This window comes from Flavobacterium sp. (genome assembly GCF_035456225.1).
Taxonomy (GTDB): domain Bacteria; phylum Bacteroidota; class Bacteroidia; order Flavobacteriales; family Flavobacteriaceae; genus Flavobacterium.
Genome location: NZ_DATIDM010000119.1, coordinates 1 through 24,685 on the forward strand (window position 1 = coordinate 1; position 24,685 = coordinate 24,685).

A 24,685-nucleotide genomic window follows, 5' to 3' on the forward strand; every position below is an offset into this window, starting at 1 on the left:
GGATTTGGCTACAGCCAAGAAATATTATGAAATCAATTTCGATACTTATGCAGTAGTGATGTTTCATCCGGTAACGACCGAAGCCAAGCACATGCAGCAGTATGCGGATAATTTTGTTGCCGCATTATTGGAAGATAATCATAATTATGTGGTTATCTTTCCCAACAATGATTTAGGGAGTACTACCATTTTAAAAGCCTATGAAAAGCTGAAAGACAATCCTCGTTTCCGCATATTTCCTTCGTTGCGTTTCGAATATTTCCTGACGTTACTGAAAAAATCGCTGTTTATCATAGGGAACAGCAGTGCCGGTATTCGTGAAGCACCTTATTACGGATTGCCGATTATCAATATTGGTACCCGTCAACAAAACAGAGCACTCCATGCCGACATCATTAATGTGGATTATGATAAAGAAAGCATCAGAAAGGCACTTGAAATTATAGATACTCATAAAGTGCAGCAGACAAATGGTGATTTTGGTAAGGGAAACAGTGCGCAATTGTTTTTGCAATCGTTAGAAAAAAACGATATTTGGCAATTGAATCACCAAAAGCAGTTTAGAGATATCTGATGTCAAAAAATAAAATCATATTGTTGTTTCCTGATGGTGTCGGAATCCGAAACTATCTGTATTCTGATGTGTTCAGAACTTCAGAAGAAGAACTCGTATTGTTTCATAATTTTGATGAGGAAACGGAAGCGGAAATAAAGGAAATAACAAATGTTTCGTCGGCGCTTAAAATTCCAAAATACGTTGAAAGTGCTAAAGAAAAATTTATACGGGAATTAATTTGTATTTCCAGACTGCATTACAATACTTCTCTAACCGGGAATAAAACAATCCTTACCAACTGGAAATCATCTCATAAAAGCTATTTTAAAAATATTTTTTACAAGGCAATAACGTTTTCGGCTCCATTATTTAAGAAATACGAAAGTATTGAGAAATTGGAAAGAGCCTATCAGAAAGCAATTCGGAGAAATCCGTTTTATGTTGAGGTAAAAAAAATACTTGCAGAAGTTAAGCCTGATAAGTTGTTTTGCTCCCATCAAAGGGGTTTACAATGTCCAACCGTTTTTGCTGCAGCGCAAGATTTAGGCATTGAAACGACTACCGTAATTTACTCTTGGGATAATTTACCGAAGGCAAGAATGGCATTGCGGGCAGATAACTATTTGGTTTGGTCTGAATACATGAAAGCAGAAATGAAGATGTATTACCCTGAAATTCCTCAATCGCAAATTCACATTACCGGAACACCACAGTTTGAATGTTACGAAAATCCAAATAATATAATTCCGAAGCAGGAATTTTTCAGAAGATATAATCTGGATTTAAACAAGAAGATTATCTGTTTTTCAGGTGATGATATTCTGACTTCACCGGATGATCCTAAGTATCTTGAAGACATTGCGACAGCAATAAGTAAGGAAGGGTTAGATGCACACTATCAGATTTTATTGCGTCGCTGCCCTGTGGATTTGTCTGGTAGATTTGATGAGGTGATAAAAAAATACAACGGGCTTATTAAGGAAGCCCCACCTGTGTGGCTATTTAAAAAATCGACCGACTGGAGTATGGTGTATCCTTCCATAGAAGATGTCTCCTTGCTTGTCAGTACAGCTTATTATTCAGATGTTGTGCTTAATATCGGTTCAACTATGGCATTTGATTTCGCTATGTTTGGTAAGCCGTGCGTTTTTATTAAATATGATCAGAAGAATAAGAATGTAGAAAATTGGTCGGTTGACACCATTTACCAATTTCAGCATTTCAGAAGCATGCCGGCAAAGGAAGCGGTATTGTGGTTAAACAATAGCGAGGAAATAACCAAAAAAATAGTTGCGAAAAGTAATATGGATGTCATGGCGCAATGGAAATCAGTTGTTATTCCTGATCATAAAAATGCATCATCAAACATTAGAACGATTTTAAAATTACAGTAAGATGCACATTTGTTTCATTACATCTGAATTTCCAAAATCGGGTTTTCCTCATGGCGGTGTAGGTACTTTTGTGGCAACATTGGGAAAATCATTAACGGAAAACGGGATTAAGGTAAGTGTTATTGGTTTAAATTATACTTCAAATGAAGAGAAAGAAATCATAAATGACATAGCGGTTTATCGATTGACTCCAAAAAAGGTAAAAGGATTGCAATGGCTGTTTAATTCCAGAGCAATCTCCAAAAAAATTGAAGCGGTCCATAAAGAAAACCCCATTGATTTTGTAGAAACCCCAGAATTGGGAATGGCTTTTTTATCTAAGATAAAGGGAATTGAGTATATAATCAGAATGCATGGAGGCCATCACTATTTCGCAAAAGCAGAAAACAGATCTGTGGAATGGTGGAAAGCTTTTCAGGAAAAACGTTCTTTCAAAAAAGCCGATCATATAATTGCAGTGTCAAAATATGTTAGTGAAACTACGCGAACTTTACTTGGTTTAGGGGAAAAGCCTATTGAAGTAATTTTTAACCCAATCGATACCAATAAGTTTTTTAATGCTACAAATGAAAAAACAGTACCCCATACAATATTATTTGCGGGCAGTATTGTGGAAAAAAAAGGGATAAGACAATTGGTTGAATCAATGGAATATTTGATTGAGGAATTTCCGGATATCCATTTGTTGATTGCCGGAAGGGGTGGTAATTTTCCAGGGACAAAAGTCCCTTATATGCCTGAGTTGGAAAAAACAATTACCTCTAAAATAAAACCGTATATTACATTTTTAGGAGTAGTGCCCAATGATGAAATGCCGCAAGTTATCGCTACGTCACATATTTGTTGTTATCCAAGCCATATGGAAGCAATGCCCGTAGCATGGTTGGAGGTTTTGGCAATGGGAAAAATTTTTGTTGGAAGTACAGCCGGCCCCGGTCCTGAAGCCGTAATCGATAATGTGACTGGAGTTTTAGCTAACCCTCATTCTCCTGAAGATATTGCAAAAAAAATAAAATGGGTTTTGGAACATTCTGATGAATCCAAAGCGATGGGGCAAAACGCTCGAACAGATATCAGTAAAAGATTTGGTATTGAAGTTATTGTTAATCAAAATATTGAATTTTTTAAATCATTGCTATATAAAAAAATATAACTTTAGCGGCAAATAAAGTAATTATGAAGACGGAAGCGGAAATTATAGAAATCAACAAAAAACAAAAAGAATTTTACAATCATAAAAGGAAAAACCTGCCGACACGAATTTGGTCTTTTGTAAGGGAAAAAACATTGAAACAAATCCGCCGGGATATAGGAGTTTTAAATCAGTCCTATGATTTGCACAAGGTATGGTTCGGGGATTTATCCAACAAGAAAGTATTGGATCTTGGATGTTTTTCAGGTAATAACCTCACGATGTATCTGGCAGAAAACAGTAAGGAATTCATTGGTCTTGATTTGAGTGATGTTGCCATAGCAAAACTGAATGAAAAACTGAAGCATATCCCGACCGCAAAAGCCGTTGCAGCCGATTTTCTTTCTGAAACGGATTTCCCTGACAGAGATTTTGATGTAATTTACGCTTATGGAGTGTTGCACCATTTTCAGAATCCGGATGTACTGATTAATAAATTAAATGAAAAACTGGCTCTGGGAGGCATCATCGTTAGTTATGATCCGCTTGAAACCAGCCTGCCAATTAAAATCATTAGAATGCTTTACCGTCCTTTCCAATCGGATAAAGATTGGGAATGGCCTTTTACAAAGAAAACCTATTATAAATTCCACAATACTTTCAAAGTGATTGAAAGACATGGTGTGCTTGGGCAGGCCAAATGGTATTTTCTAATCAATCTTCTTCCAATGTCTGATGAGAAAAAGCAGGAAATCGGGAAAAAATGGCATAAAAAGGATTGGGAATTTTCGGCTACATCCGACAGTCATATGTTTCGTTGCATGCAATTGACAATGGTGATGCAGAAGAAGTAAAAAAGTATGAATTTCACGATTATTACTCATGTTGTTCATGGACAAAATGAAAACGGCTATTATGGATATGGCCCTTACATTCGTGAAATGAACCTGTGGCTAAAATATGTCGATAAAGTTACTGTTGTGGCTCCATTGCAGACTGTAACAGAGGATCCGATTTATCTTTTCTATGAGCATAATGACCTTGGTTTTATTCCGGTAAAATCCTTTTCCTTTACTTCTGTAAAATATATAGTTAAGGCATTTTTTCAATTGCCGGGTAATTTCAGAAAGCTATATCGGGCTATGAAAGCAGCCGATCATATTCATCTTCGCTGTCCCGGAAATATTGCATTACTCGGATGTGTGGTTCAGATATTGTTTCCTAAAACGCCTAAAACTGCTAAATATGCCGGAAATTGGGATGCCAAAGCGAAACAGCCTCTGAGTTACAGAATGCAGAAGTGGATTCTAAATAATACATTTCTCACCCGTAACATGCAGGTTCTTGTCTATGGGGAATGGGAAGGGAGTTCAAGAAATATAAAGCCTTTTTTTACAGCTTCCTATAAGGAAATTGACAAGCATGAGGTTGCGATAAGGAAAATGGAAGGAACCATTCGTTTTTTGTTTGTTGGCACCTTATCGGAAGGAAAACGTCCGATGTATGCAGTTCGACTTGTAGAACAATTGAAGCATTTAGGTCATTCGGTTCGTTTGGATTTGTATGGTGAAGGAAAAGAAAGATTTGAGTTAACGGATTATATTCAAAAAAACTGTTTGCAGGATTTGGTTTTTTTGCATGGAAATCAAACAGCGGAATTTGTTAAGGGAGCCTATCAGAACAGTCATTTTTTATTGTTGCCTTCTAAAAGTGAAGGTTGGCCGAAAGTAGTTGCGGAAGCTATGTTTTGGAGCTGTGTTCCGGTTGCCAGTGCCATTTCCTGTGTTTCTAATATGCTTGATAGTGGTAGTCGTGGTGTAATATTGTCGATGGAAATTCAAAACGACGTTTCGCAATTGGATAGTTATATATGGAATGATGACAAGTATCTTAAGACTGCAGAGGAAGCGATGATGTGGTCCAGAAAATATACTTTAGATTATTTTGAAACGGAAATACAAACTTTGTTATAGCGAAAGTGTTAATAATACAAGTAAAGAATAAATTGTAAAAGTAAAACGAAGCAGTGCGAATACTTCAATTGATAGACAGTCTGGAAGCGGGTGGAGCGGAACGTATGGCCGTAAACTATGCTAACGCGCTTGTATCACGTGCTGAAGTTTCAGCATTGGCTGTTTCGCGAAAGGAAGGTGCTTTACGATACGAACTTTCCGATGAGGTTCCCTATTTGTTTCTGAACCGTAAAAGCATGTTGGATGTTAAAGCTTTGATGCGACTCCGCAAATTCGTTGTTCAAAATAAGATCGAATGGCTTCACGCGCACGGCACTTCTTTTTTTATGGCAGTCTTGCTTAAATTGGTTTATCCAAAACTTAAAATTGTCTGGCACGATCATAATGGAAACAGGGATAAAATGAAAGGCAATGACAACAGGATTCTTATTGCATGTTCCTACTTTTTTAACCGCGTCCTTGTGGTGAATGAAGAATTGAAGGTTTGGGCAATACAGCATCTAAAATGCCGCCAAGTGAGTTATCTGCCAAATTTCACAGTATCAAACAAGCAGGAAAAGAGAGTGACAACTCTTAAGGGCGTTGAAGGTAAAAGAATAATTTGTTTGGCTAATCTTCGTCATCCCAAAAATCATTTAACGCTATTGAAAGCGTTTCAGGCCTCAGGTCTGTCGGGAGCCGGATGGTCACTACATTTCATCGGTAAAGATAATTCGGATGCTTATTCCGAGGAATTGAAAGTTTATATTAAGGACAATTCATTGATTGAAAGTGCTTTTATTTACGGAAGCTGTACCGATATCTATCCTATACTTCAACAAGGATCAATAGGAGTTTTGGTTTCAATTTATGAAGGTTTTCCGGTCACCTTGCTGGAGTACGGACTTTCGGGCTTGGCTGTTATTGCTTCGGATGTTGGGTATTGTTCGGAGATAATCGGTGATGGTGAAAACGGATTGCTTTTCGATCCTAAGGAAATAATTCAGTTAAGCGAAAAATTAGTAATTTTGGCGGAGAATGACGATTTGAGAGACAGATTTGGTTTGGCATTGGCTGCAACGATAGCTAACCGATTTTCGGAGCAGGTCGTGATTTCGGATTATTTGCATTTTATTCACTGATTTTGAAAAAAGGAACATTATCATATACTTCACTGGTATTCATCCATATTGGTATTGGATTGATTGTCTATTTAATTCCTTTTCTGGCTAAAATTTACAGTGCCCTTATATTAGTTGTTGGGTTGTTCTATGTCATGAAAACTAGAAATAGGAATAATGAAGCCTTGTTTATTTCGGCATATCTGGTAGGAGCCGAAGTTTTCCTGAGGATGACAGACGGAAATCCATTTCATGAGATGATTAAGTATTCCGTTATTGTTTTCATGATAATGGGAATGGTATACAGCGGTATCTCGAAAGGAAGCTTATTGTTCTGGTTCTATATGTTTTTTTTATTACCGGGTGTCTTGGTGGCAACGGAAACATTAAATTTCGGTACCGATATCCGTAAAGCGATTATGTTTAACCTTTCAGGGCCTTTATGTCTTGGTTTTGCTGCTATTTACTGTTATCGTAGAAAGATTTCATTGGAAGAGCTAAATAATTTGCTGTTAACGATACTTTTTCCCATATTTTCAGCATTAACCTTTGTTTTTCTTTATAATCCAAGCATTAAAGAGGTCGTTACGAATACGGCATCAAATTTTGAAACGTCCGGAGGATTTGGACCGAATCAGGTAGCAACCATATTAGGATTAGGTACTTTTATTTTGGTTTCCCGAATAGTATTGAAGTCTAAAGGGATATGGGTTTTTTTTTTAAATGTTGCGCTTTGTATATTGATGACTTTTCGTGGAATCGTTACATTTTCACGAGGGGGAATGATGACTGCAGCAATTATGATTGTTCTTTTACTTCTTGTCCTGTTTTTTTTCACGGATGCTAAAGGCCGCTTCAATATAATAAAAGCCGTTGCCGTTGGGATAGTGTTGCTTTTCGGAGTATGGTTGTACAGTTCTTCGCAAACCAGTGGTTTGATTGAGCGTCGCTATGCTAATGAAGGGGTGCATGGAAATAAAAAAGCAAGTCAGCTGTCCGGTAGGGAAGATTTAATTTCCTCGGAAATAAAAATGTTTTTGGATAATCCAATTTTTGGGATCGGAGTGGGAAAAAACAAAGAATACCGTGAAGAAACTACCGGAATTGTTGCAGCATCCCACAACGAAATTACACGCATGCTTGCTGAACACGGAAGTTTTGGGTTGGTCGGGTTTCTTATTCTTTTAATAGTTCCTCTTCTACTTTATCTTGACAATAAGATGCATATTTATATGCTGTCCTTTTACATGTTTTGGCTGTTGACTCTTAATCATGCTGCAATGCGTACCGCTGCACCTGCTTTTATTTATGCTTTAACCCTCTTGAAAATTTATGCTCTTGAAAAACCTGCTGTACATAGGGAATAAGCTTTCGGGAAAAGGAGCAAATGTAACGACAATCGAAACGTTAGGAACTTTACTTGCGGGTGAAGGGTATACCGTTTTTTACGCTTCGGAAAAAAAAAATCCGTTGCTTCGTCTGGCCGATATGATTTTCTCGGTTTTACGTTATCGAAAACAGGTTGATTTCGTCCTTATAGATACGTATAGCACTTCAGGATTTTGGTTTGCTTTTTTGGTGAGCCAGTTGTGTCGCCAGTTGTCCATTGAATACATCCCAATCCTCCATGGAGGAAATTTACCTGTACGGTTAAAGAATAACCCGAAATTGTCGGCTATGGTATTTGGAAATGCATATAGGAATGTTGCTCCGTCAAATTATCTCTATTCGGAATTTAAGACGTACGGCTTTACTAATATTTTGTTTATTCCCAATGTGTTGGAACTTAAAAAGTATCCGTATAAAGAAAGAACAACATTGGCTCCTAAACTCCTATGGCTGCGTGCTTTCGATAAAATATATAACCCCAAAATGGCTGTCGCTGTCTTAGCCGAAGTTAAAAAAACATATCCTGAAGCAACTCTTCATATGGTTGGTCCTGATAGAGATGGAAGCATGGAAATCTGCAAAGCTTACGTCGAAGAAAATGATTGCAATGTTTTTTTTACCGGTCGTCTTGCGAAAGAAGAATGGATTGCAATTGCCAACCAATGCGACATTTTCATTAATACAACACATTTAGACAATACGCCTGTCAGTGTAATGGAAGCAATGGCTTTAGGGTTGCCGGTTGTTTCAACAAATGTGGGTGGAATTCCTTTTTTACTGAAAGACAAAGAAGAAGGGTTTTTAGTGAATGACGGCGATGTTCAGGCTATGGCAGATAAAGTTAAGCGTCTGGTTGAAAATAGTGATGATGCCCGGTTTATTGTACGAAATGCAAGAAAAAAAGCCGAGAGCTGGGATTGGAATGTAGTCAAATTGCTCTGGAATGATTTGTTATCAGAGAATCATTGATTAGACGGGAATTAAAGGATTAAAACAATTATTTTGTTAATTGTTACAGACTAATGTTTTTCTTTATAATTATTTGTTAATTTGCGTCGATACAGAACTGAGATGGCCAACACAAAAAAAATACATTTTGAGATATCCGAGCGGAAGATTCTTCTCCGTGCTTTTGATGTATTGTTAGTACTCCTAGCATTGTATTTTCTGGGTGTTTACTTGAAATTTGATTACTTCAATATTTCAATACACAGCTATTATTGGACATTTGTCCTGACATTCTATATCCTGTTTTTCGGGACAATATTCGAAATGTATAACCTTCAGGTTGCCGGGAATCAGTTTCAGATTATTAAAAGTATAATTCTCAGCGCCACAGCTACGGTATCTGTCTACTTACTGACACCGATCTTAACCCCACCATTACCTAAGAATCGATTGCAGATCATATTTTTCTATGTGGCTATTTTGGGGACTTTGTTTTTGTGGAGGATGTTTTATCAAAAATTCCTGGCTTCCCATCATTTTAATAAAAAAGTACTCTTTTTGGCTGATGATAAAACGGTTGAAAGTCTAGCGCATGAGCTTGAAAAAGCAGATCCAAACTACAAGGTAGTGGGTTATTTGTCCACTAAAGAATCGTCTAAAAAAACGGTTAATCTGCCAAAAATACTGCCGGAATCTCTTGAGGAGTTTATAAAGTCGAATTCTATTTCGGAAATCGTAATTGCCAATAAATCCAATGAAGAAGTCCCGGTAGAAGTTTACGATAAACTGTTACTTTTTTTAGAAAAAGGGATTGTCATCCGCGAGTATACCCAAGTGTACGAAACAAGTACCAACAGGCTTCCTGTACAATTTACCGAAAAGGATTTTTACAAATATTTCCCTTTCAGCAGAAGCAATCAGAATAAACTTTATCAGTATTCGATCCGTTTGTTTGACGTAGTGGTTTCGATTATTGGATTGACATTCGGCCTAGTCCTTATACCATTTCTTGTGCTTGGAAACTTTATGGGTAACAGAGGGCCATTGCTTTATACACAGGAAAGGATCGGAAAAAACGGGATACCATTTAAAATTTACAAATTACGTTCGATGGTAACCAATGCGGAAAGTAACGGGGCCGTTTTCGCTACGGTAAACGATACAAGGATTACTCCTTTTGGGAAGTTTTTACGTAAAACCAGAATTGACGAATTTCCTCAGTTTATAAATATTTTAAAAGGGGATATGGCTGTGATTGGGCCACGTCCGGAACGCCCTGTTTTTGTGAGTCAGATTGCTGAAGTCATGCCTTTTTATCAGACCCGACACGTTATTAAGCCCGGACTGACAGGATGGGCACAGGTAAAACATTCGTATGGGGAAAACATTGACGACAGCTTAATTAAGCTTCAGTACGACTTGTACTATATCAAGCACCGCAGCTTGTTTTTGGACGTCAACATAGTTATAAAAACACTCAGCACGGTTTTGTTTTTCAGAGGGCAGTAAGCAGTGGTCAGAGTTCAGAAGATTAAAATCAGAAAGCAGGTTTAAGGAGGGGATTTTTGGAGCGAATGGTTCGGGTTTGTTTGTAAGCCTTGTTCCTGCTGTTCGCTTTATCTTTTGTTCCGTGATACTCCACAAAAGGATGCCACTCCCATCAGGGCTGGTGAATAGGCTTTGAAATTATTTGAATGTTCGGGGCTATGTTTTGTTTTAAACCGAAGCTTTGCGCACTTTCCAAAGAGAAACCAATGCAGTTGCTACGAGAGGAAGCATCATTACCAAATGGGCTTTATTCAGCATATAAACCAGGTAAATTCCGATACAGCCAAAACTCAGGAATACCAATCGGTTGGTCCAAAGCGTATTTTTTTGGATTGCAAACCAAACCAAAGGAATATAAAGCGGACACATCACTAATGCGTTGTAATTCCACAGTACTTCCTGATGAAGGGAGTATAATCCGACTAAAGAAACGAAAAGTCCAAATAATCCGGCAACAGTCAGAAATATAATGGCAACGGTTCTTCTTTTATAAGAAAAAAATGCAACAGTCAGTAAAATTAAAGCAAAGGTGTAGAAGTTGTTCCAAAGTGATTTTTGAACACCGTTCTGCTGACTTTTAAAAACAGTCACTGTTTCGGAACTTAATTTTTTGCCGTCGATTTTTGTTTGTTCAATACCTTCCAATAATTCTATCGGGAGGAAAAGCTGATCGCATTGTTTGTCGGTTTTGGCTCCAAACATCAGGTTGATCCCTAAATTCTCGTAAAATTTATCTGTCTGATAATCATAAAGGATCTGACGGTATTTTTTTTGGGCATCGGGAATATTGGTCGAAATAGGTTGTTCCAGTACACTGTTAATGACATCGCGAACCATAGTGGTACAGTTCCTGTCAATGAACTTATAAGTGTAAAAACGTTTTTCAGATGCCAGCACATCGCTAAGTTCGGTGTAGATTTTTTGTTTCTGCGCCTGTGAAAGATTTAGTTTCTGCTCAAAAATATCACGGTTGTCATACACATAATTATAGTTGAATTCTTCGAAACTGCTAGTGGATACAAAGTATTCCAAATCACCTTTTATAAATTTTCCGTAGAAATTAGGCGTGCTGAAGTCGAAAGTACCATAATTATAAACGACATCGATTTGATTTACAGGATCGTCAATCCGTAAGGCAGTGTGTCCGTATAACGAATACAATTCGGCGCCGGTACCACAAGTGAGGATGCTTATAGTTGCTTTTTCAGATAAATAGTGAGTTTGAGCTTTTGTTGTTGAAATAAAAAAGAAAGTAATCAACAGATAAAAAAAACAGAAAAACCTTGAGGATGTAAAATGTGATGCCATTATCTGAAAATACCTAAATCAACTTTTAGGGAAAAAATATTAGAATATAATGCGGCGCTCTGATCGCCCAAATCGGTTAATGCGTAGTCTACCTGAATGCCTTTGTATTTGAATCCGATACCTATATTAGGCTGGAAACTTACTTTGTTTGAATTGTCGATTTCGGTGATATTCTGAAAGTTCCCAACTCCGGCCCGAAGAAAAACCAAATCGATGTAACCACCTTCAAAACCAATAGCAGGATCAATACTTACCAGATTACTTGAAATGATGTCGTTTGTTCGGGCAAACTGCATATTTAAATTTGCTGCGGCCAAAAGACTGTAATCGTAATGGAAGATGAACTTTTTGGACATTCCCAATTGCGCTTTAGGTAAAGTTATTTCAGATGTTTCGGGTGCTTCCTGATTCTCTCCCGGAACGGCATCTTTGATTTTTTGATACTCTTCTTCGTCTATGGCCCAGGTGTTATAGGTGGTGGTAATGTCACGAAGCATTAATCCGAATTTCCATTCCTCCTGTGATTCATATTGTAGGCCTAAATCGAAACCAAATCCCCAGGAACTGGCAAAATCTCCAATGACACGACGGATAATCTTCGCATTTACACCATAATTGAACCCATCAAGAGGTAATGCACGGGCATAGGAAACCGTAACAGCGTAATCGGCTGCAGAAAACAAACTGATGCGGTTGTAATCCACATTGCCCTGATTGTCGATAAGTTGGGTAGTATTTAAGATGTCATCCACCCCAAAACGAATCAAGGAGACTCCAAAAGCACTGCGATCGTCTATTGGCATGGCAAAAGCTCCATAATCGTATTGGGCAATATTAGCAAAATAACTGGCGTGCATTAAAGAAATCTGCTTGTCTTCCATTTTTATAAGACCGGCCGGATTCCAATATCCTGAATTGACATCGGCAGTGTGGGATACTACCGCATTTGACATACCCAGTGCTGCTGCATCTACACCAATGCTCAAGAATTCATTAGAATATTTTCTAACGGACTGTGAGTAAGTGGTTACCGAAATAAAAAGCACCAGTAAAAGGTAGGTCTTTTTCAATGTCATTGTTATTACAGATGTGAAAAAAGCGAGATAGATAATTGCCTGCAAATGCTGTTGTTAGTCATTTATCATTTCCGCGTCGGGCAAATATAACATAATATGATTAAATGGTCATTAAAAAACATTCTTTCGAATCTTTAAAAAAGACCTGATATCAGATTCTATTATGCTAATAACTTTTTTGTAAGAATTAAAAATCTCAATTACTAAACTCTATTTTATATGAACTTATTGTATAACTTTGTGTCAGTTTAAAAAGAAAAAGTATGTCATTTAAAAAACAGATCCCAAATCTAATCACATTCTTAAATCTTGCTGCCGGCCTTTTTGCCTTGATACATGCTTTCAACGGTAATTATAATGAGGCGTTTTCTTTAGTGTGCCTTGGTATCTTTTTTGATTTTTGGGATGGTTTTTTTGCACGTATTTTTAACGCTCAAAGTCCTTTGGGTGTGCAGCTGGATTCGCTAGCCGATATGGTAACCAGTGGTGTTGTTCCGGGGGTGGTGATGTACAAAATGTTAACGGATATTCAAGAAAATCAGAGTATTTATACGCTTACTGGAGATACTTATTACATGGCTGTCGTGCCTTATATCGGTTTTATAATTACGATTGCTTCCTGTTATCGATTGGCAAAATTCAATATTGATACCCGTCAGACGGATTCGTTCATAGGATTGCCAACGCCGGCCAACGCATTACTGATCATGAGTATTCCTATGATTTTGTTTGCCAATCAGTACGAATGGCTTTCGAATATTTTGAGTAACCCGTATTTTTTAGTAGGATTGAGCTTTTTAAGCGCTTATCTATTGAATGCCGAAATTCCTCTGTTTTCATTGAAAGTGAAGTATTTCAGCTGGGAGAAAAATAAACTTCAAGTGCTGTTTTTAGCTGTTTGTGTTGTATTGTTGGTGTTGTTTCAGTATTTGGCTATTCCGATGATCATTCTTTTTTATGTTTTGCTTTCAGTGCTGAACAATACCGTTTTAAATAAGCAGGTTTAATTAATGAGACGCATTTCTGCAAGGAAATCCACGCCAAAAAAAACTACCCGAAAATCTTCAAAAACAACCAAAACTTCTTTTGGGAGGTTGATGGTTTTTACTTTTGGAATCCTTTTTGTGGTCCTGTTTATTGGTGTATTGTACAATTACCGAAACGGACTTCTGTATTATTTAGGGTTTAAAACAGATAAAAATTCCAACGAACTTACCAAAGAGGAACGTGAAATTGAAGATATCCGCATTTTCGAGGTATTGAGCCGTCATGATACGAATCAGATGGGTTTTGATGTTTCCGAATATCAATCAAAAATCGAATGGGAAAAAATCGATAAAATAGAAGATGATTTTCCGTTATCTTTCGTTTTCATTCGCGCTACCGCCGGAAGTTCAAAAAAAGATTCCCGTTACGAGGAAAATTGGGAAGCCGCCAAAGCAAATTATTTTATTCGCGGTGCCTATCATTACTATCGTCCGAATGAAAATTCAATTGCCCAGGCTGAAAATTTTATCCGAACCGTAAAGCTTAAAAAAGGAGATCTGCCTCCGGTGCTTGATATTGAAAAATTGCCCAGAAAACAATCCATAGACAGTTTGAAAAAAGGACTGCGCCGCTGGTTAATTCATGTGGAAAAACATTATAAAGTAAAACCGATTATTTATTCCGGCGAGAGCTATTACACTGATTTTCTGAAGAAAGAGTTTAAAGGGTATCCGTTGTGGATTGCCAATTATAATTTTTTTGTAGAAAGGATTCAGAAAGACTGGAAGTTTTGGCAATTTACTGAAAAAGCCCAGATTCCGGGAATAAAAGGAATGGTGGATGTTAATGTGTTTAACGGAAGCAGTGAAGACCTGAAAGCGCTTTGTATTAAATGAGCAGTTTTCAGACACAGTCGCACAATCTAATGATACAATTATACGGTGAATTTTTTCGCAGATGCTGTATAGTCTAAATTAAAAATGCAGTTTCTTTTTCCTTAACTCAAAATTCTGACCAAGGTAAACACGTCGTACCATTTCGTCTTCCACCAACTCATCCGGAACACCTGCTTTTAAGATTCCTCCTTCAAACATCAGGTAGGTTTTGTCAGTAATAGCAAGGGTTTCCTGTACGTTGTGGTCGGTAATCAGGATTCCGATGTTTTTATTTTTCAATTGCGCTACAATACGCTGAATATCTTCCACCGCTACAGGGTCTACTCCGGCGAATGGCTCGTCCAATAAAATGAATTTGGGATCTGTAGCCAAACAACGGGCAATTTCCGTACGACGTCGCTCTCCTCCGGAAAGTAAGTCGCCTCTGTTGGTGCGGATATGCTGTAAGCTGAATTCGTCAATCAATGATTCCATTTTCGCTTCCTGCTCCTGTTTGGAAAGATTGGTAAGCTGTAATACACTTAAGATGTTGTCCTCAATACTCAATTTTCGGAAAACCGAAGCTTCCTGCGCCAGATACCCGATTCCGTGTTGAGCACGTTTGTACATCGGGAAATCGGTAATATTTGTGTCGTCCAGATAAATGTTGCCGGCATTGGGTTTTACTAAACCAACAATCATGTAGAATGAAGTGGTTTTTCCGGCTCCGTTCGGACCTAATAAACCAACAATTTCACCACGATTTACTTCTACCGAAACGCCTTTTACCACGCTTCTTCCTTTGTAGGTTTTAACTATATTATCGGCTCTTAATTTCATCTTTTTTGAGGTGCTGAGTAACTAAGTGACTAAGCGGCTAAATTTTTATCGGTACAAATAAACGAATTACGGTTTATTACATCAACAAATTAACAAATAATTATTCCTGGTTTTCTAGAGCTTCCCAGAATTCGTAGGCTCTTCGAAGGTGTGGAATCACTATGGTGCCGCCCACTAAAGTTGCGATTCCCATGGCTTCCATCATTTCTTCTTTTGTAATTCCGTTTTTGTATGACGTTTCCAGGTGGTATTTGATACAGTCATCACATCGTAAAACGGCAGAAGCAACCAGTCCTAAAAGCTCTTTGGTTTTTACATCCAGTGCGCCTTCCGCGTAAGCGTTAGTGTCTAAATTGAAGATACGTTTAACGATCTTGTTGTTGTCGGCCAACAGCTTTTCGTTCATTTTTGAGCGATAGTCGTTGAATTCTTTTACTAAATCAGCCATAATTATGTGGTTTTCAGTTCTTCTTTTTTGGTTACGAAATGCGAAATGAAAATACTTACTTCGTATAATAATACCAGTGGGATTGATACAATCGTCTGACTGATTACATCTGGAGGTGTTACAATAGCTGCAATAATCAAAATCACCACATAGGAATATTTTCGGTAGTCCCTTAAGAATTTAGGGGTGACAATTCCAAGTTTGGACAGGAAATAAATTACGATTGGTAATTCAAATACCAGTCCGGTTGCCAGCGAAGTGGTTTTTACTAATCCGATATAGGACTCCACATCAATAGCGTTTTTAATATGATGACTTATCGTGGTGTTAGCTAGGAAGTTAATTGATAGTGGTGTCAGTACAAAGTAACCGAATGCCACACCCAAAAAGAAAAGGATAGAGGCAATGAAAATGAAAAGCTTAATGTTTTTTCGTTCTTTGTCATATAGGGCTGGACTGACGAATTTCCATAATTCCCACAGAATAAAAGGGAAAGCAAATACGAATCCTACGGTAATTGAAGTCCAAATCAACATGGAAAATTGTCCTTCCATGGTTCGGTTTTGTAATTCGAACGGGAGTTCCTGAATGCAGAAACTTTTGTCCAAATCATATTGGTTGGCCATATCGCAAAAGAAGCGATAGGTGATGAAATTGCCGTCTTTAGGGCCGAATATCACGGTGTCGAAAATAAAATCACTAAAGTAATAAGCAACACAGGCGCCTAACAGAATAGCAATCGTGCTTCGAACCAACAACCATCTGAATTCTTCCAGATGTTGTAAAAAAGACATTTCTTTTCCGGGTTTATCTGCGGCCATTATATAATTCCTTCTTTTAAAATATCATGAATGTGAAGTACTCCTTTGTATTGGTTGTTGTCTGTAACAATCATTTGTGTGATGGAGTAGTTTTCCATGGTGTTGAAAGCGTCTACCACCATGTCTGATAATTGGACTGTTTTAGGATTTTTTGTCATGATGTCCTTCGCGGTTAAATCTCCGAAACTGTCTCTTTTTTCAAGCATTCTACGAATATCACCATCGGTTATGATTCCTACCACATGGTTGTTTTCCACAACAGCAGTAACGCCTAAACGTTTTTCGGAAATCTCCATGATTATGTGTCGGATATCGGAATCCGGAGTCACCTGAGGGCGGTGGGTTTGGTCCAGCATATCAACAACGCGAAGCAATAATTTTTTACCTAAAGCGCCTCCCGGATGGTATTTTGCGAAGTCTTCACTTCCAAAGTTGCGGATTTCCATCAGACAAACGGCAAGCGCATCTCCTAAAACCAATTGTGCCGTGGTGCTGTTGGTTGGCGCTAAATTGTTAGGGCAGGATTCTCTGTCTACGTGAGCATTCAAAACGCAATCGGATTCCTTGCCCAGGAAAGAGTCTTTGTTGGCAGTCATCCCGATAAGGGTATTGCCAAAACGTTTCAATAACGGAACCAACACTTTGATTTCCGGACTGTTGCCGCTTTTTGAAATGCAGATAATCACATCGCCCGGTTGTACCATTCCTAAATCACCGTGAATGGCTTCGGCGGCATGAAGAAACATCGAAGGTGTTCCGGTCGAGTTAAAAGTGGCTACCATTTTAGTGGCGATAATGGCACTTTTTCCTATGCCGGTCACTATTAAGCGGCCTTTGCAATTGTAAATCAATTCTACCGACTTTGCAAAATCATCATCGATGAAGTTGATAAGGTTGGCAACGCTTTCGCTTTCCGATAATATCGTTTTTTTGGCTGTAGCCAAAATGGTTTCCCTGACTGTCAAAATAGAAAATTTAATAATTTGTGAATATTAAAGATTTTTGTATCTTTATTCTCTGCAAATTTATGTAAAAATACCTATTAATAAATAATGAAACCAAGCGAAATTGACTTACATAAAGAGTTAAAAAAATATTTTGGTTTTAACCAATTCAAAGGATTACAGGAAGGAGTTGTAAAAAGTATCATTACTGGGAACAATACTTTTGTGATAATGCCTACTGGTGGAGGAAAGTCGTTATGTTATCAGTTGCCGGCTTTGGTGCTGGATGGTACAGCTATTGTCGTTTCTCCGCTTATTGCTTTGATGAAAAACCAGGTGGATGCTATCCGAAGTCTGTCTTCGGAGTATGGTGTTGCCCATGTTTTAAACTCGTCGCTTACCAAAACAGAGGTTAATCAGGTGAAGAAAGATATTACTTCCGGATTGACCAAATTGTTATACGTCGCCCCCGAATCGTTAACAAAAGAGGAGTATGTTGATTTTTTAAAAGGAGTGCCCATTTCCTTTGTTGCCATAGATGAAGCGCATTGTATTTCGGAATGGGGACACGATTTTCGTCCGGAGTACAGAAATTTAAGATCAATTATTAAGCAGTTAGGTGATATTCCGGTTATTGGATTAACGGCAACTGCTACGCCTAAAGTTCAGGAAGACATACTTAAGAATTTGGATATGACGGATGCTAATACATTTAAAGCATCGTTCAACCGTCCGAATTTGTTCTATGAGGTACGCACCAAAACCAAAAATATTGAAGGCGATATCATTCGTTTTATCAAACAGCATAAGGGAAAATCGGGAGTGATTTACTGTCTGAGCCGTAAAAAGGTTGAGGAAATTGCCCAGGTTTTGCAGGTGAACGGCATTAGTGCGGTTCCGTATCATGCGGGATTGGATGCGAAAACACGTGCGAAGCATCAGGATATGTTTTTGATGGAGGATGTCGAAGTAGTAGTGGCTACCATTGCTTTCGGTATGGGAATCGATAAACCGGATGTTCGTTTTGTGATTCATCACGACATTCCTAAATCTCTGGAAAGTTACTATCAGGAAACCGGTAGGGCAGGCCGTGATGGGGGAGAAGGGCATTGTTTAGCTTACTACTCGTATAAAGATATCGAGAAACTTGAAAAATTCATGGCCGGAAAACCGGTGGCCGAGCAGGAAATAGGATTTGCTTTGCTGCAAGAGGTGGTGGCTTACGCCGAAACTTCAATGTCGCGCCGTAAATTTTTACTGCACTATTTCGGTGAAGAATTTGACGATGCGGATGGTGAAGGAGCCGACATGGATGATAACGTCCGCAGTCCGAAGAAGAAAGTTGAAGCACAGGATCAGGTGGTGATACTTTTGGAAACGGTTCGTGATACTAAAGAGTTATACAAGTCGAAGGAGGTGATTTTTACCCTTATCGGAAAAATTAATGCCACCATAAAGGCTCATAAAACGGATGCTCAAAAATTCTTCGCTAAAGGAAAAGATCACGACGAAAAATACTGGATGGCATTAATTCGTCAGGTACTGGTAGACGGATTGCTTTCTAAAGACATCGAAACCTACGGAGTTATAAAACTTACACAAAAAGGAAAGGATTTTATTAAAAAACCTTATTCCTTTATGATGTCCGAAGATCATGAATACAGTGAAACCGAAGATGAAGCAATTGTAACATCGGCCAAATCTTCAGGAACTGCTGATGAAGCGCTGATGGCTATGTTGATGGAATTGCGTAAAAAAGTGGCCAAAAAATTGGGAGTGCCGCCATTTGTGGTTTTCCAGGAACCTTCCTTGGAAGATATGGCGTTGAAATATCCGGTTTCTATTGATGAATTGAGTAATGTTCACGGCGTTGGTGAAGGAAAAGCAAAGAAATACGGCAAGGAATTCGTCGAATTGATTGCCCGATATGTAGAAGATAATGATATTGTAAGGCCGGATGATCTTGTTGTGAAATCTACAGGGGCAAACTCTGCGCTGAAATTATATATTATTCAGAATATCGACAGAAAGCTGCCGTTGGATGACATCGCCAAATCCAAAGGAATTGACATGGACACACTTCTGAAAGAAATGGAACAGATTGTTTATTCCGGTACCAAGCTAAATATCAACTACTGGGTGGATGATATCCTGGACGAAGACCAACAGGAAGAAATTCACGACTACTTCATGGAATCCCATTCGGATAAAATTCAGGATGCACTGGATGAATTTGATGGGGATTATGATACGGAAGAATTACGATTGATGCGTATCAAGTTTATCAGCGAAGTAGCGAATTAGAGTTTACAGTCGCAGTTTATTGTCACAATAAATAGTCACAGTTTGCAGTTTCGTCTGTTAACTGTGACTGTTTTTTTACTGTTAACTGCGACTGCGACTGCGACTGAAAACTGTGACTGTTTTTTTACTGTTAACTACGACTGCGACTGAAAACTGTGACTGTTTTTTTACTGTTAATTGCGACTGCGACTGAAAACTGTGACTTTCTACTCAAAAAGTTCCCCCCTATGCGGTTTAAGGACATCTCTTACCTGAATCATGATTTCATCAGTAACCACGATAAAAGCAATGGCATACATATCGTTTATAATCTGAAACCCGGTAATGGTAATAGGTAATTTTTCGATTTCAATATATTCTTTTAGGTGAATTTCATGGTGCTCGGCAGTTTTGGCAGCTCCAGGGCCTCTGAAATCCCAAATCAATTTTATCTGGCGACTCATTTTTGAAGTGTTTAAGTTCTGAAGCACAAAGGTACTAATGTGCTGTCGAAATTTCTAAAGTTAAATCGTTAGCTTTGTAAACTTTAGTTTTTTGCAATGAGAAAATTACTTATCACAGCCCTAGTTTTTCTGTTTTCGTTTACCGGTTTTTCCCAACAGTTGAATCTGGAACAAGGCAATCGGTTAGCATCATTACCGTTAAAATGCCTGCAACAGGAGTATCCCAACAAATTAGGGCAGTTATTGTTGGATTCAACGGAAATTTTGTCGCCAAAAGCATTGCACCCTTCTTTTTACGGATGTTTTGACTGGCATTCCTCCGTACACGGCCATTGGTCGTTGGTTTATCTTTTGAAGCAGTTTCCTGATTTGAACAACCGCCCGGAAATCATTCAGAAACTGAAAATCAATCTTTCCAAAACGAATGTTGAGAAAGAAGTGTTGTATCTGAACAAAAAACACGAAAAATCCTTTGAAAGACTCTACGGGTGGGCATGGGTGTTGAAATTACAGCAGGAATTGTCAGACTGTAAAGAACCATTTGCACAGGAACTGTCACAAAATCTGCAGCCATTATCCGATTTATTGATTGAAATGTATGCTGAATTTCTACCCAAACTGTACTATCCGGTTAGGGTAGGGACCCATAACAACACGGCTTTTGGGATGACTTTGGCTTGGGATTACGCGGTGTATTCCAAAAATGAAAAATTTAAAAAAATACTGAAAGACAATGCCTTGCGGATGTTTCAAAAAGACGAGGGCTGTCCTTTCACCTGGGAGCCAAGCGGTACCGACTTTTTATCGCCCTGCATGGAAGAAATGGGAATCATGCAGCGTATTTTGACCGAGGAAGAATTTTTAAAATGGGCCAAAAAGTTTGCCAAGCCTTTATTTGCCAAGAAGTTTAAATGGGAAACTGCAAAAGTATCCGACAGGACAGACGGACATCTGGTACATCTCGACGGATTGAATTTCAGCCGCGCCTGGCATTTTTATGCACTTGCTGCTCAATTTGAAGAGTTCAGGCATTTGAAAACGGTAGGCGATTTGCATATGGAGCAATCTTTGCCTTTTTTGACGGATGGAAATTATGAAGGAGAACATTGGCTGGCTTCTTTCGCCTTAAGGGCTTTTGAGGAAAGAAAGAGGCTTCAGGAATAATCGATTTCAAATTTGTACTTTTGTCAAAGAATTCGTTTGTAAAATAAAAATTTACCTCCTTTATGCCTAGAGAACTACTGATACAGGTCGCACCCGAAGTGGCAGCCAATGCTGTTTTGTTAAATGAGCATCTTGCCAAATTGCTTCATGTGAAAACAGTTGAAATACAACATGTTTCCGTATTGAAACGTTCCATCGATGCCCGCCAGCGCGCTATCAAGATTAACTTGAAAGTCAATGTTTTTTTTCAGGGTGAATCCTTCGTTGAAAGTAAAATAGAACTTCCTGATTATAAAAATGTAGCCAATGCCCAGCCAGTAATTGTGGTAGGTGCTGGTCCGGCCGGATTGTTTGCCGCACTGCAATTAATCGAATTGGGCGTGAAGCCGATTGTGATCGAAAGAGGAAAAGATGTTCGAGGCCGTCGTCGCGATTTGAAAGCGATTAATGTAGATCATATCGTAAACGAAGATTCCAATTATTGTTTCGGGGAAGGCGGTGCAGGAACGTATTCCGACGGGAAATTATATACCCGTTCGAAAAAAAGAGGCGATGTAGACCGCATATTGGCTTTGTTGGTTGCTTTTGGAGCTACTCCGGAGATTATGGTGGAAGCACATCCGCATATCGGAACCAATAAATTACCACAAATTATTCAGGATATCCGAGAGAAAATTATCGAATGTGGCGGACAGGTTTTGTTTGAAACCCGTGTAACCGATATTCTCATAAAAAATAATGAAGTCCAGGGTGTTGTAACGCAAAACGGTACCATCATCGATGCCAAGAAAGTTATTTTGGCGACAGGACATTCTGCAAGGGATATTTTTGAATTATTGGATAAAAAGAAAGTTCTGATTGAAGCCAAACCTTTCGCTTTAGGTGTTAGGGCAGAGCATCCGCAGCATTTAATCGACAGTATCCAGTATTCCTGCGATTTCAGGGGAGAGTTTTTGCCTCCGGCTCCTTATTCGATAGTAAAACAAGTAAACGGACGTGGTATGTATTCCTTCTGTATGTGTCCGGGGGGCGTGATTGCGCCTTGTGCTACGAGTCCGGGTGAGGTGGTGACTAACGGATGGTCGCCTTCCAAACGCGATCAGGCTACTGCCAATTCAGGTATTGTGGTTGAACTGAAATTAGAAGATTTTAAACCTTTTGCAAAGTTCGGAGCCTTGGCCGGAATGGAATTTCAGAAAGCCATCGAACAAAAAGCATGGCATTTGGCAGGAGAAACTCAAAAAGTGCCGGCACAGCGCCTGGTTGATTTTACGCAAAGCAAAGTTTCGAAAGATATTCCAAAAACGTCGTATGTTCCCGGAACGACTTCGGTGGAACTCGGACAGGTATTTCCAGGTTTCCTGACACAAATCATGAGAGAAGGTTTTGTACAATTCGGAAAATCCATGCGAGGGTATTATACAAACGACGCAATCCTGCATGCACCGGAAAGCAGAACGTCTTCACCGGTTCGTATTCCAAGAGATAATACGACTTTAGAACATCTTGAGGTCAAAGGGCTTTATCCGTGCGGAGAAGGGGCTGGTTATGCAGGCGGAATTATTTCTGCGGCGATTGACGGTGAGAAGTGCGCGATTAAGTGCGTGGAAACTATGAAGTAAAAGAAAAGACAAATTGAAGACAATTGATATTGTTTTTTCCTTGTCTGTTCTTGAGAAAGAAATATATTTTTAGACAGTAGTAACTTTGTGTTTACTACTGTTTTTTGTTTTTATGGTCTGCATTGTTTTTTTATATTGCTGATGAATTGTGCGACTTTTTTGAGTCGGGAAAGCCGATTTTAAGAATGAAAAGTGAATGTTTTTTGGGGTTTTTACCTGCGAAGAATTGTCGTAATTATCAAGGTAACCATTTCTTTTTTTGTATTTTTGACCAATTATATTTACATCGATTGTGGAAGAACGCGTAATATTAGTTAACGAAAATGATGAGCAGATTGGTTTGATGCCAAAGTTGGAGGCGCATGAGAAAGCATTGCTTCACCGGGCATTTTCTGTATTTGTGCTAAATGATAAGAACGAGATAATGCTTCAGCAACGTGCGCATCAGAAATACCATTCCCCGTTATTGTGGACGAACACCTGTTGCAGTCATCAACGCGAAGGGGAATCTAATATTGGCGCAGGAACACGTCGTTTGTATGAGGAAATGGGTTTCACCACCGATCTGAAGGATCTGTTTTCGTTTATCTATAAGGCACCGTTTGATAATGGTCTGACAGAGCACGAGTTGGATCATGTCTTGATTGGCTATTATAACGAAGAACCCAAAATTAATACCGAAGAGGTAGAAAGCTGGAAATGGATGTCAATTGAAGCAATCAAAGAAGATATGCGGTCAAATCCGGACATCTATACGGTTTGGTTTAAAATCATATTTGACGAATTTTATCATTATCTGGAAGATCACAAGTTGTAATGCGAGTAACTGTTTCAAGAAAAGCCCATTTTAATGCGGCTCACCGATTGTATCGCAAAGATTGGTCGGATGAGCAAAATGATCGTGTTTTTGGTAAATGCAACAATCCGAATTTTCACGGACATAATTATGAACTGATTGTGAGCGTAACCGGAAAAATCAATCCGGAAACCGGCTATGTGATGGATATTAAAGATTTGGCAGATATTATTTATCAGGAAGTAGAATCCCGCTTCGATCATAAAAATCTGAATCTGGATGTGGTTGAATTTCAAGAGCTTAATCCAACAGCAGAAAATATAGTGGTGGTAATTTGGAATCTTATCAGAAATCGAATTGCTGCCGAAAATGACTTGGAGGTTGTTTTATATGAAACGCCTCGTAATTTTGTAACCTATTCCGGTAAATAATGGATGAAATCAAAGTAGGGGATAAGCTGCCGCTTTTTGGCGCTAAAGATCAAAATGGTGATGATTTTTACATCGCTTCGGTTTTGCATAAAAAAGTGCTGGTAATTTATTTTTATCCGAAAGATGATACGCCGGGCTGTACAAAACAGGCGTGTTTTTTTCGCGACCAGTTTGAGGAATTTAAAGACATGGGCGCTGAAGTTATCGGTATTAGCAGCGACAGTGTGAAATCTCATAAAGAGTTTGCAAAAAAATACAAACTTCCTTTTACATTGCTTTCCGATGAGGATAAAAGGCTGCGAAAACTCTTTGGAGTGCCCACAAATTTACTGGGACTGCTTCCGGGAAGGGTGACTTATGTGGTCGATAAAAAAGGGATTGTCCGATTGGTTTTTGATAGTATGAATGCTGAAAATCATTTTCCTAAAGTGTTGGAAATGGTAAAAAGTCTTATGTAAATGAATTTTGAAGTGTATCCTTTGGTTTTTAAGCCAATCTTGAAAGACAGGATTTGGGGAGGGACAAAACTCAATTCCCTTTTACATAAATCGATTCCGACAGGCACTACAGGTGAAAGTTGGGAATT

At 38.6% G+C, this 24,685-nt stretch carries 24 protein-coding genes; 17 read left to right on the plus strand and 7 right to left on the minus strand.

The window, feature by feature from the left end; genetic code table 11:
- The 9 genes from VLB74_RS07180 to VLB74_RS07220 all read left to right on the plus strand — a co-directional run.
- Nucleotides 1-574, plus strand: a 574-nt coding sequence (locus VLB74_RS07180; RefSeq protein WP_325202779.1) for a UDP-N-acetylglucosamine 2-epimerase, incomplete at its 5' end; no start/stop codon positions are given.
- Nucleotides 574-1,950, plus strand: a complete 1,377-nt coding sequence (locus tag VLB74_RS07185; RefSeq protein ID WP_325202780.1) for a UDP-glycosyltransferase — start codon at nucleotides 574-576, stop codon at nucleotides 1,948-1,950. The genes VLB74_RS07180 and VLB74_RS07185, both read left to right, overlap by 1 nt.
- Nucleotide 1,951: 1 nt before the next feature.
- Nucleotides 1,952-3,103, plus strand: coding sequence for a glycosyltransferase family 4 protein (locus tag VLB74_RS07190; protein WP_325202781.1), 1,152 nt, complete (start codon nucleotides 1,952-1,954; stop codon nucleotides 3,101-3,103).
- A gap of 23 nt (nucleotides 3,104-3,126) precedes the next feature.
- Nucleotides 3,127-3,936, plus strand: a complete 810-nt coding sequence (locus tag VLB74_RS07195; RefSeq protein WP_325202782.1) for a class I SAM-dependent methyltransferase — start codon at nucleotides 3,127-3,129, stop codon at nucleotides 3,934-3,936.
- Nucleotides 3,937-3,942: 6 nt separating this feature from the next.
- Nucleotides 3,943-5,055 carry a glycosyltransferase gene (locus VLB74_RS07200; protein ID WP_325202783.1) on the plus strand — a complete coding sequence of 371 codons (1,113 nt, stop codon included), beginning with the start codon at nucleotides 3,943-3,945 and terminating at the stop codon, nucleotides 5,053-5,055.
- A gap of 53 nt (nucleotides 5,056-5,108) precedes the next feature.
- On the plus strand, nucleotides 5,109-6,176 hold the full coding sequence (locus tag VLB74_RS07205; RefSeq protein WP_325202784.1) for a glycosyltransferase: 1,068 nt from the start codon (nucleotides 5,109-5,111) through the stop codon (nucleotides 6,174-6,176).
- 2 nt (nucleotides 6,177-6,178) lie between these two features.
- On the plus strand, nucleotides 6,179-7,522 hold the full coding sequence (locus VLB74_RS07210; protein ID WP_325202785.1) for an O-antigen ligase family protein: 1,344 nt from the start codon (nucleotides 6,179-6,181) through the stop codon (nucleotides 7,520-7,522).
- Entirely contained in the window at nucleotides 7,488-8,513 is a 1,026-nt protein-coding gene (locus VLB74_RS07215) for a glycosyltransferase family 4 protein (protein ID WP_325202786.1), read from the plus strand. Before VLB74_RS07210 ends, VLB74_RS07215 begins: the two co-directional genes overlap by 35 nt.
- Nucleotides 8,514-8,615: 102 nt before the next feature.
- The gene (locus VLB74_RS07220) at nucleotides 8,616-10,001 is read left to right on the plus strand and encodes a sugar transferase (RefSeq protein WP_325202787.1); all 1,386 of its coding nucleotides are present in this window, start codon (nucleotides 8,616-8,618) and stop codon (nucleotides 9,999-10,001) included.
- A 207-nt stretch (nucleotides 10,002-10,208) separates the two neighbouring features.
- Here VLB74_RS07220 and VLB74_RS07225 read toward each other — a convergent pair whose 3' ends face one another.
- The gene (locus VLB74_RS07225) at nucleotides 10,209-11,348 is read right to left on the minus strand and encodes a lipoprotein N-acyltransferase Lnb domain-containing protein (protein WP_325202788.1); all 1,140 of its coding nucleotides are present in this window, start codon (nucleotides 11,346-11,348) and stop codon (nucleotides 10,209-10,211) included.
- Nucleotides 11,348-12,418, minus strand: a complete 1,071-nt coding sequence (locus tag VLB74_RS07230) for a putative type IX sorting system protein PorV2 (protein WP_473964695.1) — start codon at nucleotides 12,416-12,418, stop codon at nucleotides 11,348-11,350. The genes VLB74_RS07225 and VLB74_RS07230 overlap by 1 nt, the downstream gene beginning before the upstream one ends.
- A gap of 269 nt (nucleotides 12,419-12,687) precedes the next feature.
- Between VLB74_RS07230 and VLB74_RS07235 the strand changes: the two genes are divergently transcribed.
- Nucleotides 12,688-13,431, plus strand: coding sequence for a CDP-alcohol phosphatidyltransferase family protein (locus tag VLB74_RS07235; protein ID WP_325202790.1), 744 nt, complete (start codon nucleotides 12,688-12,690; stop codon nucleotides 13,429-13,431).
- 3 nt (nucleotides 13,432-13,434) lie between these two features.
- On the plus strand, nucleotides 13,435-14,307 hold the full coding sequence (locus tag VLB74_RS07240) for a glycoside hydrolase family 25 protein (protein ID WP_325202791.1): 873 nt from the start codon (nucleotides 13,435-13,437) through the stop codon (nucleotides 14,305-14,307).
- Nucleotides 14,308-14,385: 78 nt separating this feature from the next.
- Here VLB74_RS07240 and lptB read toward each other — a convergent pair whose 3' ends face one another.
- The 4 genes from lptB to VLB74_RS07260 all read right to left on the minus strand — a co-directional run bounded on the left by lptB (nucleotide 14,386) and on the right by VLB74_RS07260 (nucleotide 17,360).
- A complete protein-coding gene (lptB, locus tag VLB74_RS07245; RefSeq protein ID WP_325202792.1) occupies nucleotides 14,386-15,126 on the minus strand; it encodes an LPS export ABC transporter ATP-binding protein in 741 nt (246 codons plus the stop codon).
- A 100-nt stretch (nucleotides 15,127-15,226) separates the two neighbouring features.
- Nucleotides 15,227-15,574, minus strand: a complete 348-nt coding sequence (locus tag VLB74_RS07250) for a carboxymuconolactone decarboxylase family protein (protein WP_325202793.1) — start codon at nucleotides 15,572-15,574, stop codon at nucleotides 15,227-15,229.
- Nucleotides 15,575-15,576: 2 nt separating this feature from the next.
- Complete coding sequence (tatC, locus tag VLB74_RS07255) at nucleotides 15,577-16,368, minus strand: twin-arginine translocase subunit TatC (RefSeq protein WP_414655589.1); 792 nt, start codon at nucleotides 16,366-16,368, stop codon at nucleotides 15,577-15,579.
- A gap of 26 nt (nucleotides 16,369-16,394) precedes the next feature.
- Nucleotides 16,395-17,360, minus strand: a complete 966-nt coding sequence (locus tag VLB74_RS07260; RefSeq protein ID WP_325202795.1) for a KpsF/GutQ family sugar-phosphate isomerase — start codon at nucleotides 17,358-17,360, stop codon at nucleotides 16,395-16,397.
- An 87-nt stretch (nucleotides 17,361-17,447) separates the two neighbouring features.
- Between VLB74_RS07260 and recQ the strand changes: the two genes are divergently transcribed.
- A complete protein-coding gene (recQ, locus tag VLB74_RS07265; RefSeq protein WP_325202796.1) occupies nucleotides 17,448-19,643 on the plus strand; it encodes a DNA helicase RecQ in 2,196 nt (731 codons plus the stop codon).
- Between the two features lie 206 nt (nucleotides 19,644-19,849).
- On the opposite strand, the gene VLB74_RS07270 is transcribed toward recQ, so the two are convergent.
- Nucleotides 19,850-20,086, minus strand: a complete 237-nt coding sequence (locus VLB74_RS07270) for a hypothetical protein (RefSeq protein ID WP_325202797.1) — start codon at nucleotides 20,084-20,086, stop codon at nucleotides 19,850-19,852.
- Nucleotides 20,087-20,182: 96 nt separating this feature from the next.
- Between VLB74_RS07270 and VLB74_RS07275 the strand changes: the two genes are divergently transcribed.
- The 5 genes from VLB74_RS07275 to VLB74_RS07295 all read left to right on the plus strand — a co-directional run bounded on the left by VLB74_RS07275 (nucleotide 20,183) and on the right by VLB74_RS07295 (nucleotide 24,557).
- Nucleotides 20,183-21,250, plus strand: a complete 1,068-nt coding sequence (locus VLB74_RS07275; protein WP_325202798.1) for a DUF2891 domain-containing protein — start codon at nucleotides 20,183-20,185, stop codon at nucleotides 21,248-21,250.
- 62 nt (nucleotides 21,251-21,312) lie between these two features.
- Complete coding sequence (locus VLB74_RS07280) at nucleotides 21,313-22,872, plus strand: NAD(P)/FAD-dependent oxidoreductase (protein ID WP_325202799.1); 1,560 nt, start codon at nucleotides 21,313-21,315, stop codon at nucleotides 22,870-22,872.
- A 289-nt stretch (nucleotides 22,873-23,161) separates the two neighbouring features.
- Nucleotides 23,162-23,689, plus strand: coding sequence for an isopentenyl-diphosphate Delta-isomerase (gene idi, locus VLB74_RS07285; RefSeq protein ID WP_325202802.1), 528 nt, complete (start codon nucleotides 23,162-23,164; stop codon nucleotides 23,687-23,689).
- A complete protein-coding gene (locus tag VLB74_RS07290; protein ID WP_325202800.1) occupies nucleotides 23,689-24,099 on the plus strand; it encodes a 6-pyruvoyl trahydropterin synthase family protein in 411 nt (136 codons plus the stop codon). The genes idi and VLB74_RS07290 overlap by 1 nt, the downstream gene beginning before the upstream one ends.
- Nucleotides 24,099-24,557: a peroxiredoxin gene (locus VLB74_RS07295; protein ID WP_325202801.1), complete on the plus strand. Its 459-nt coding sequence runs from the start codon at nucleotides 24,099-24,101 to the stop codon at nucleotides 24,555-24,557. The genes VLB74_RS07290 and VLB74_RS07295 overlap by 1 nt, the downstream gene beginning before the upstream one ends.
- Nucleotides 24,558-24,685 lie beyond the last annotated feature (128 nt).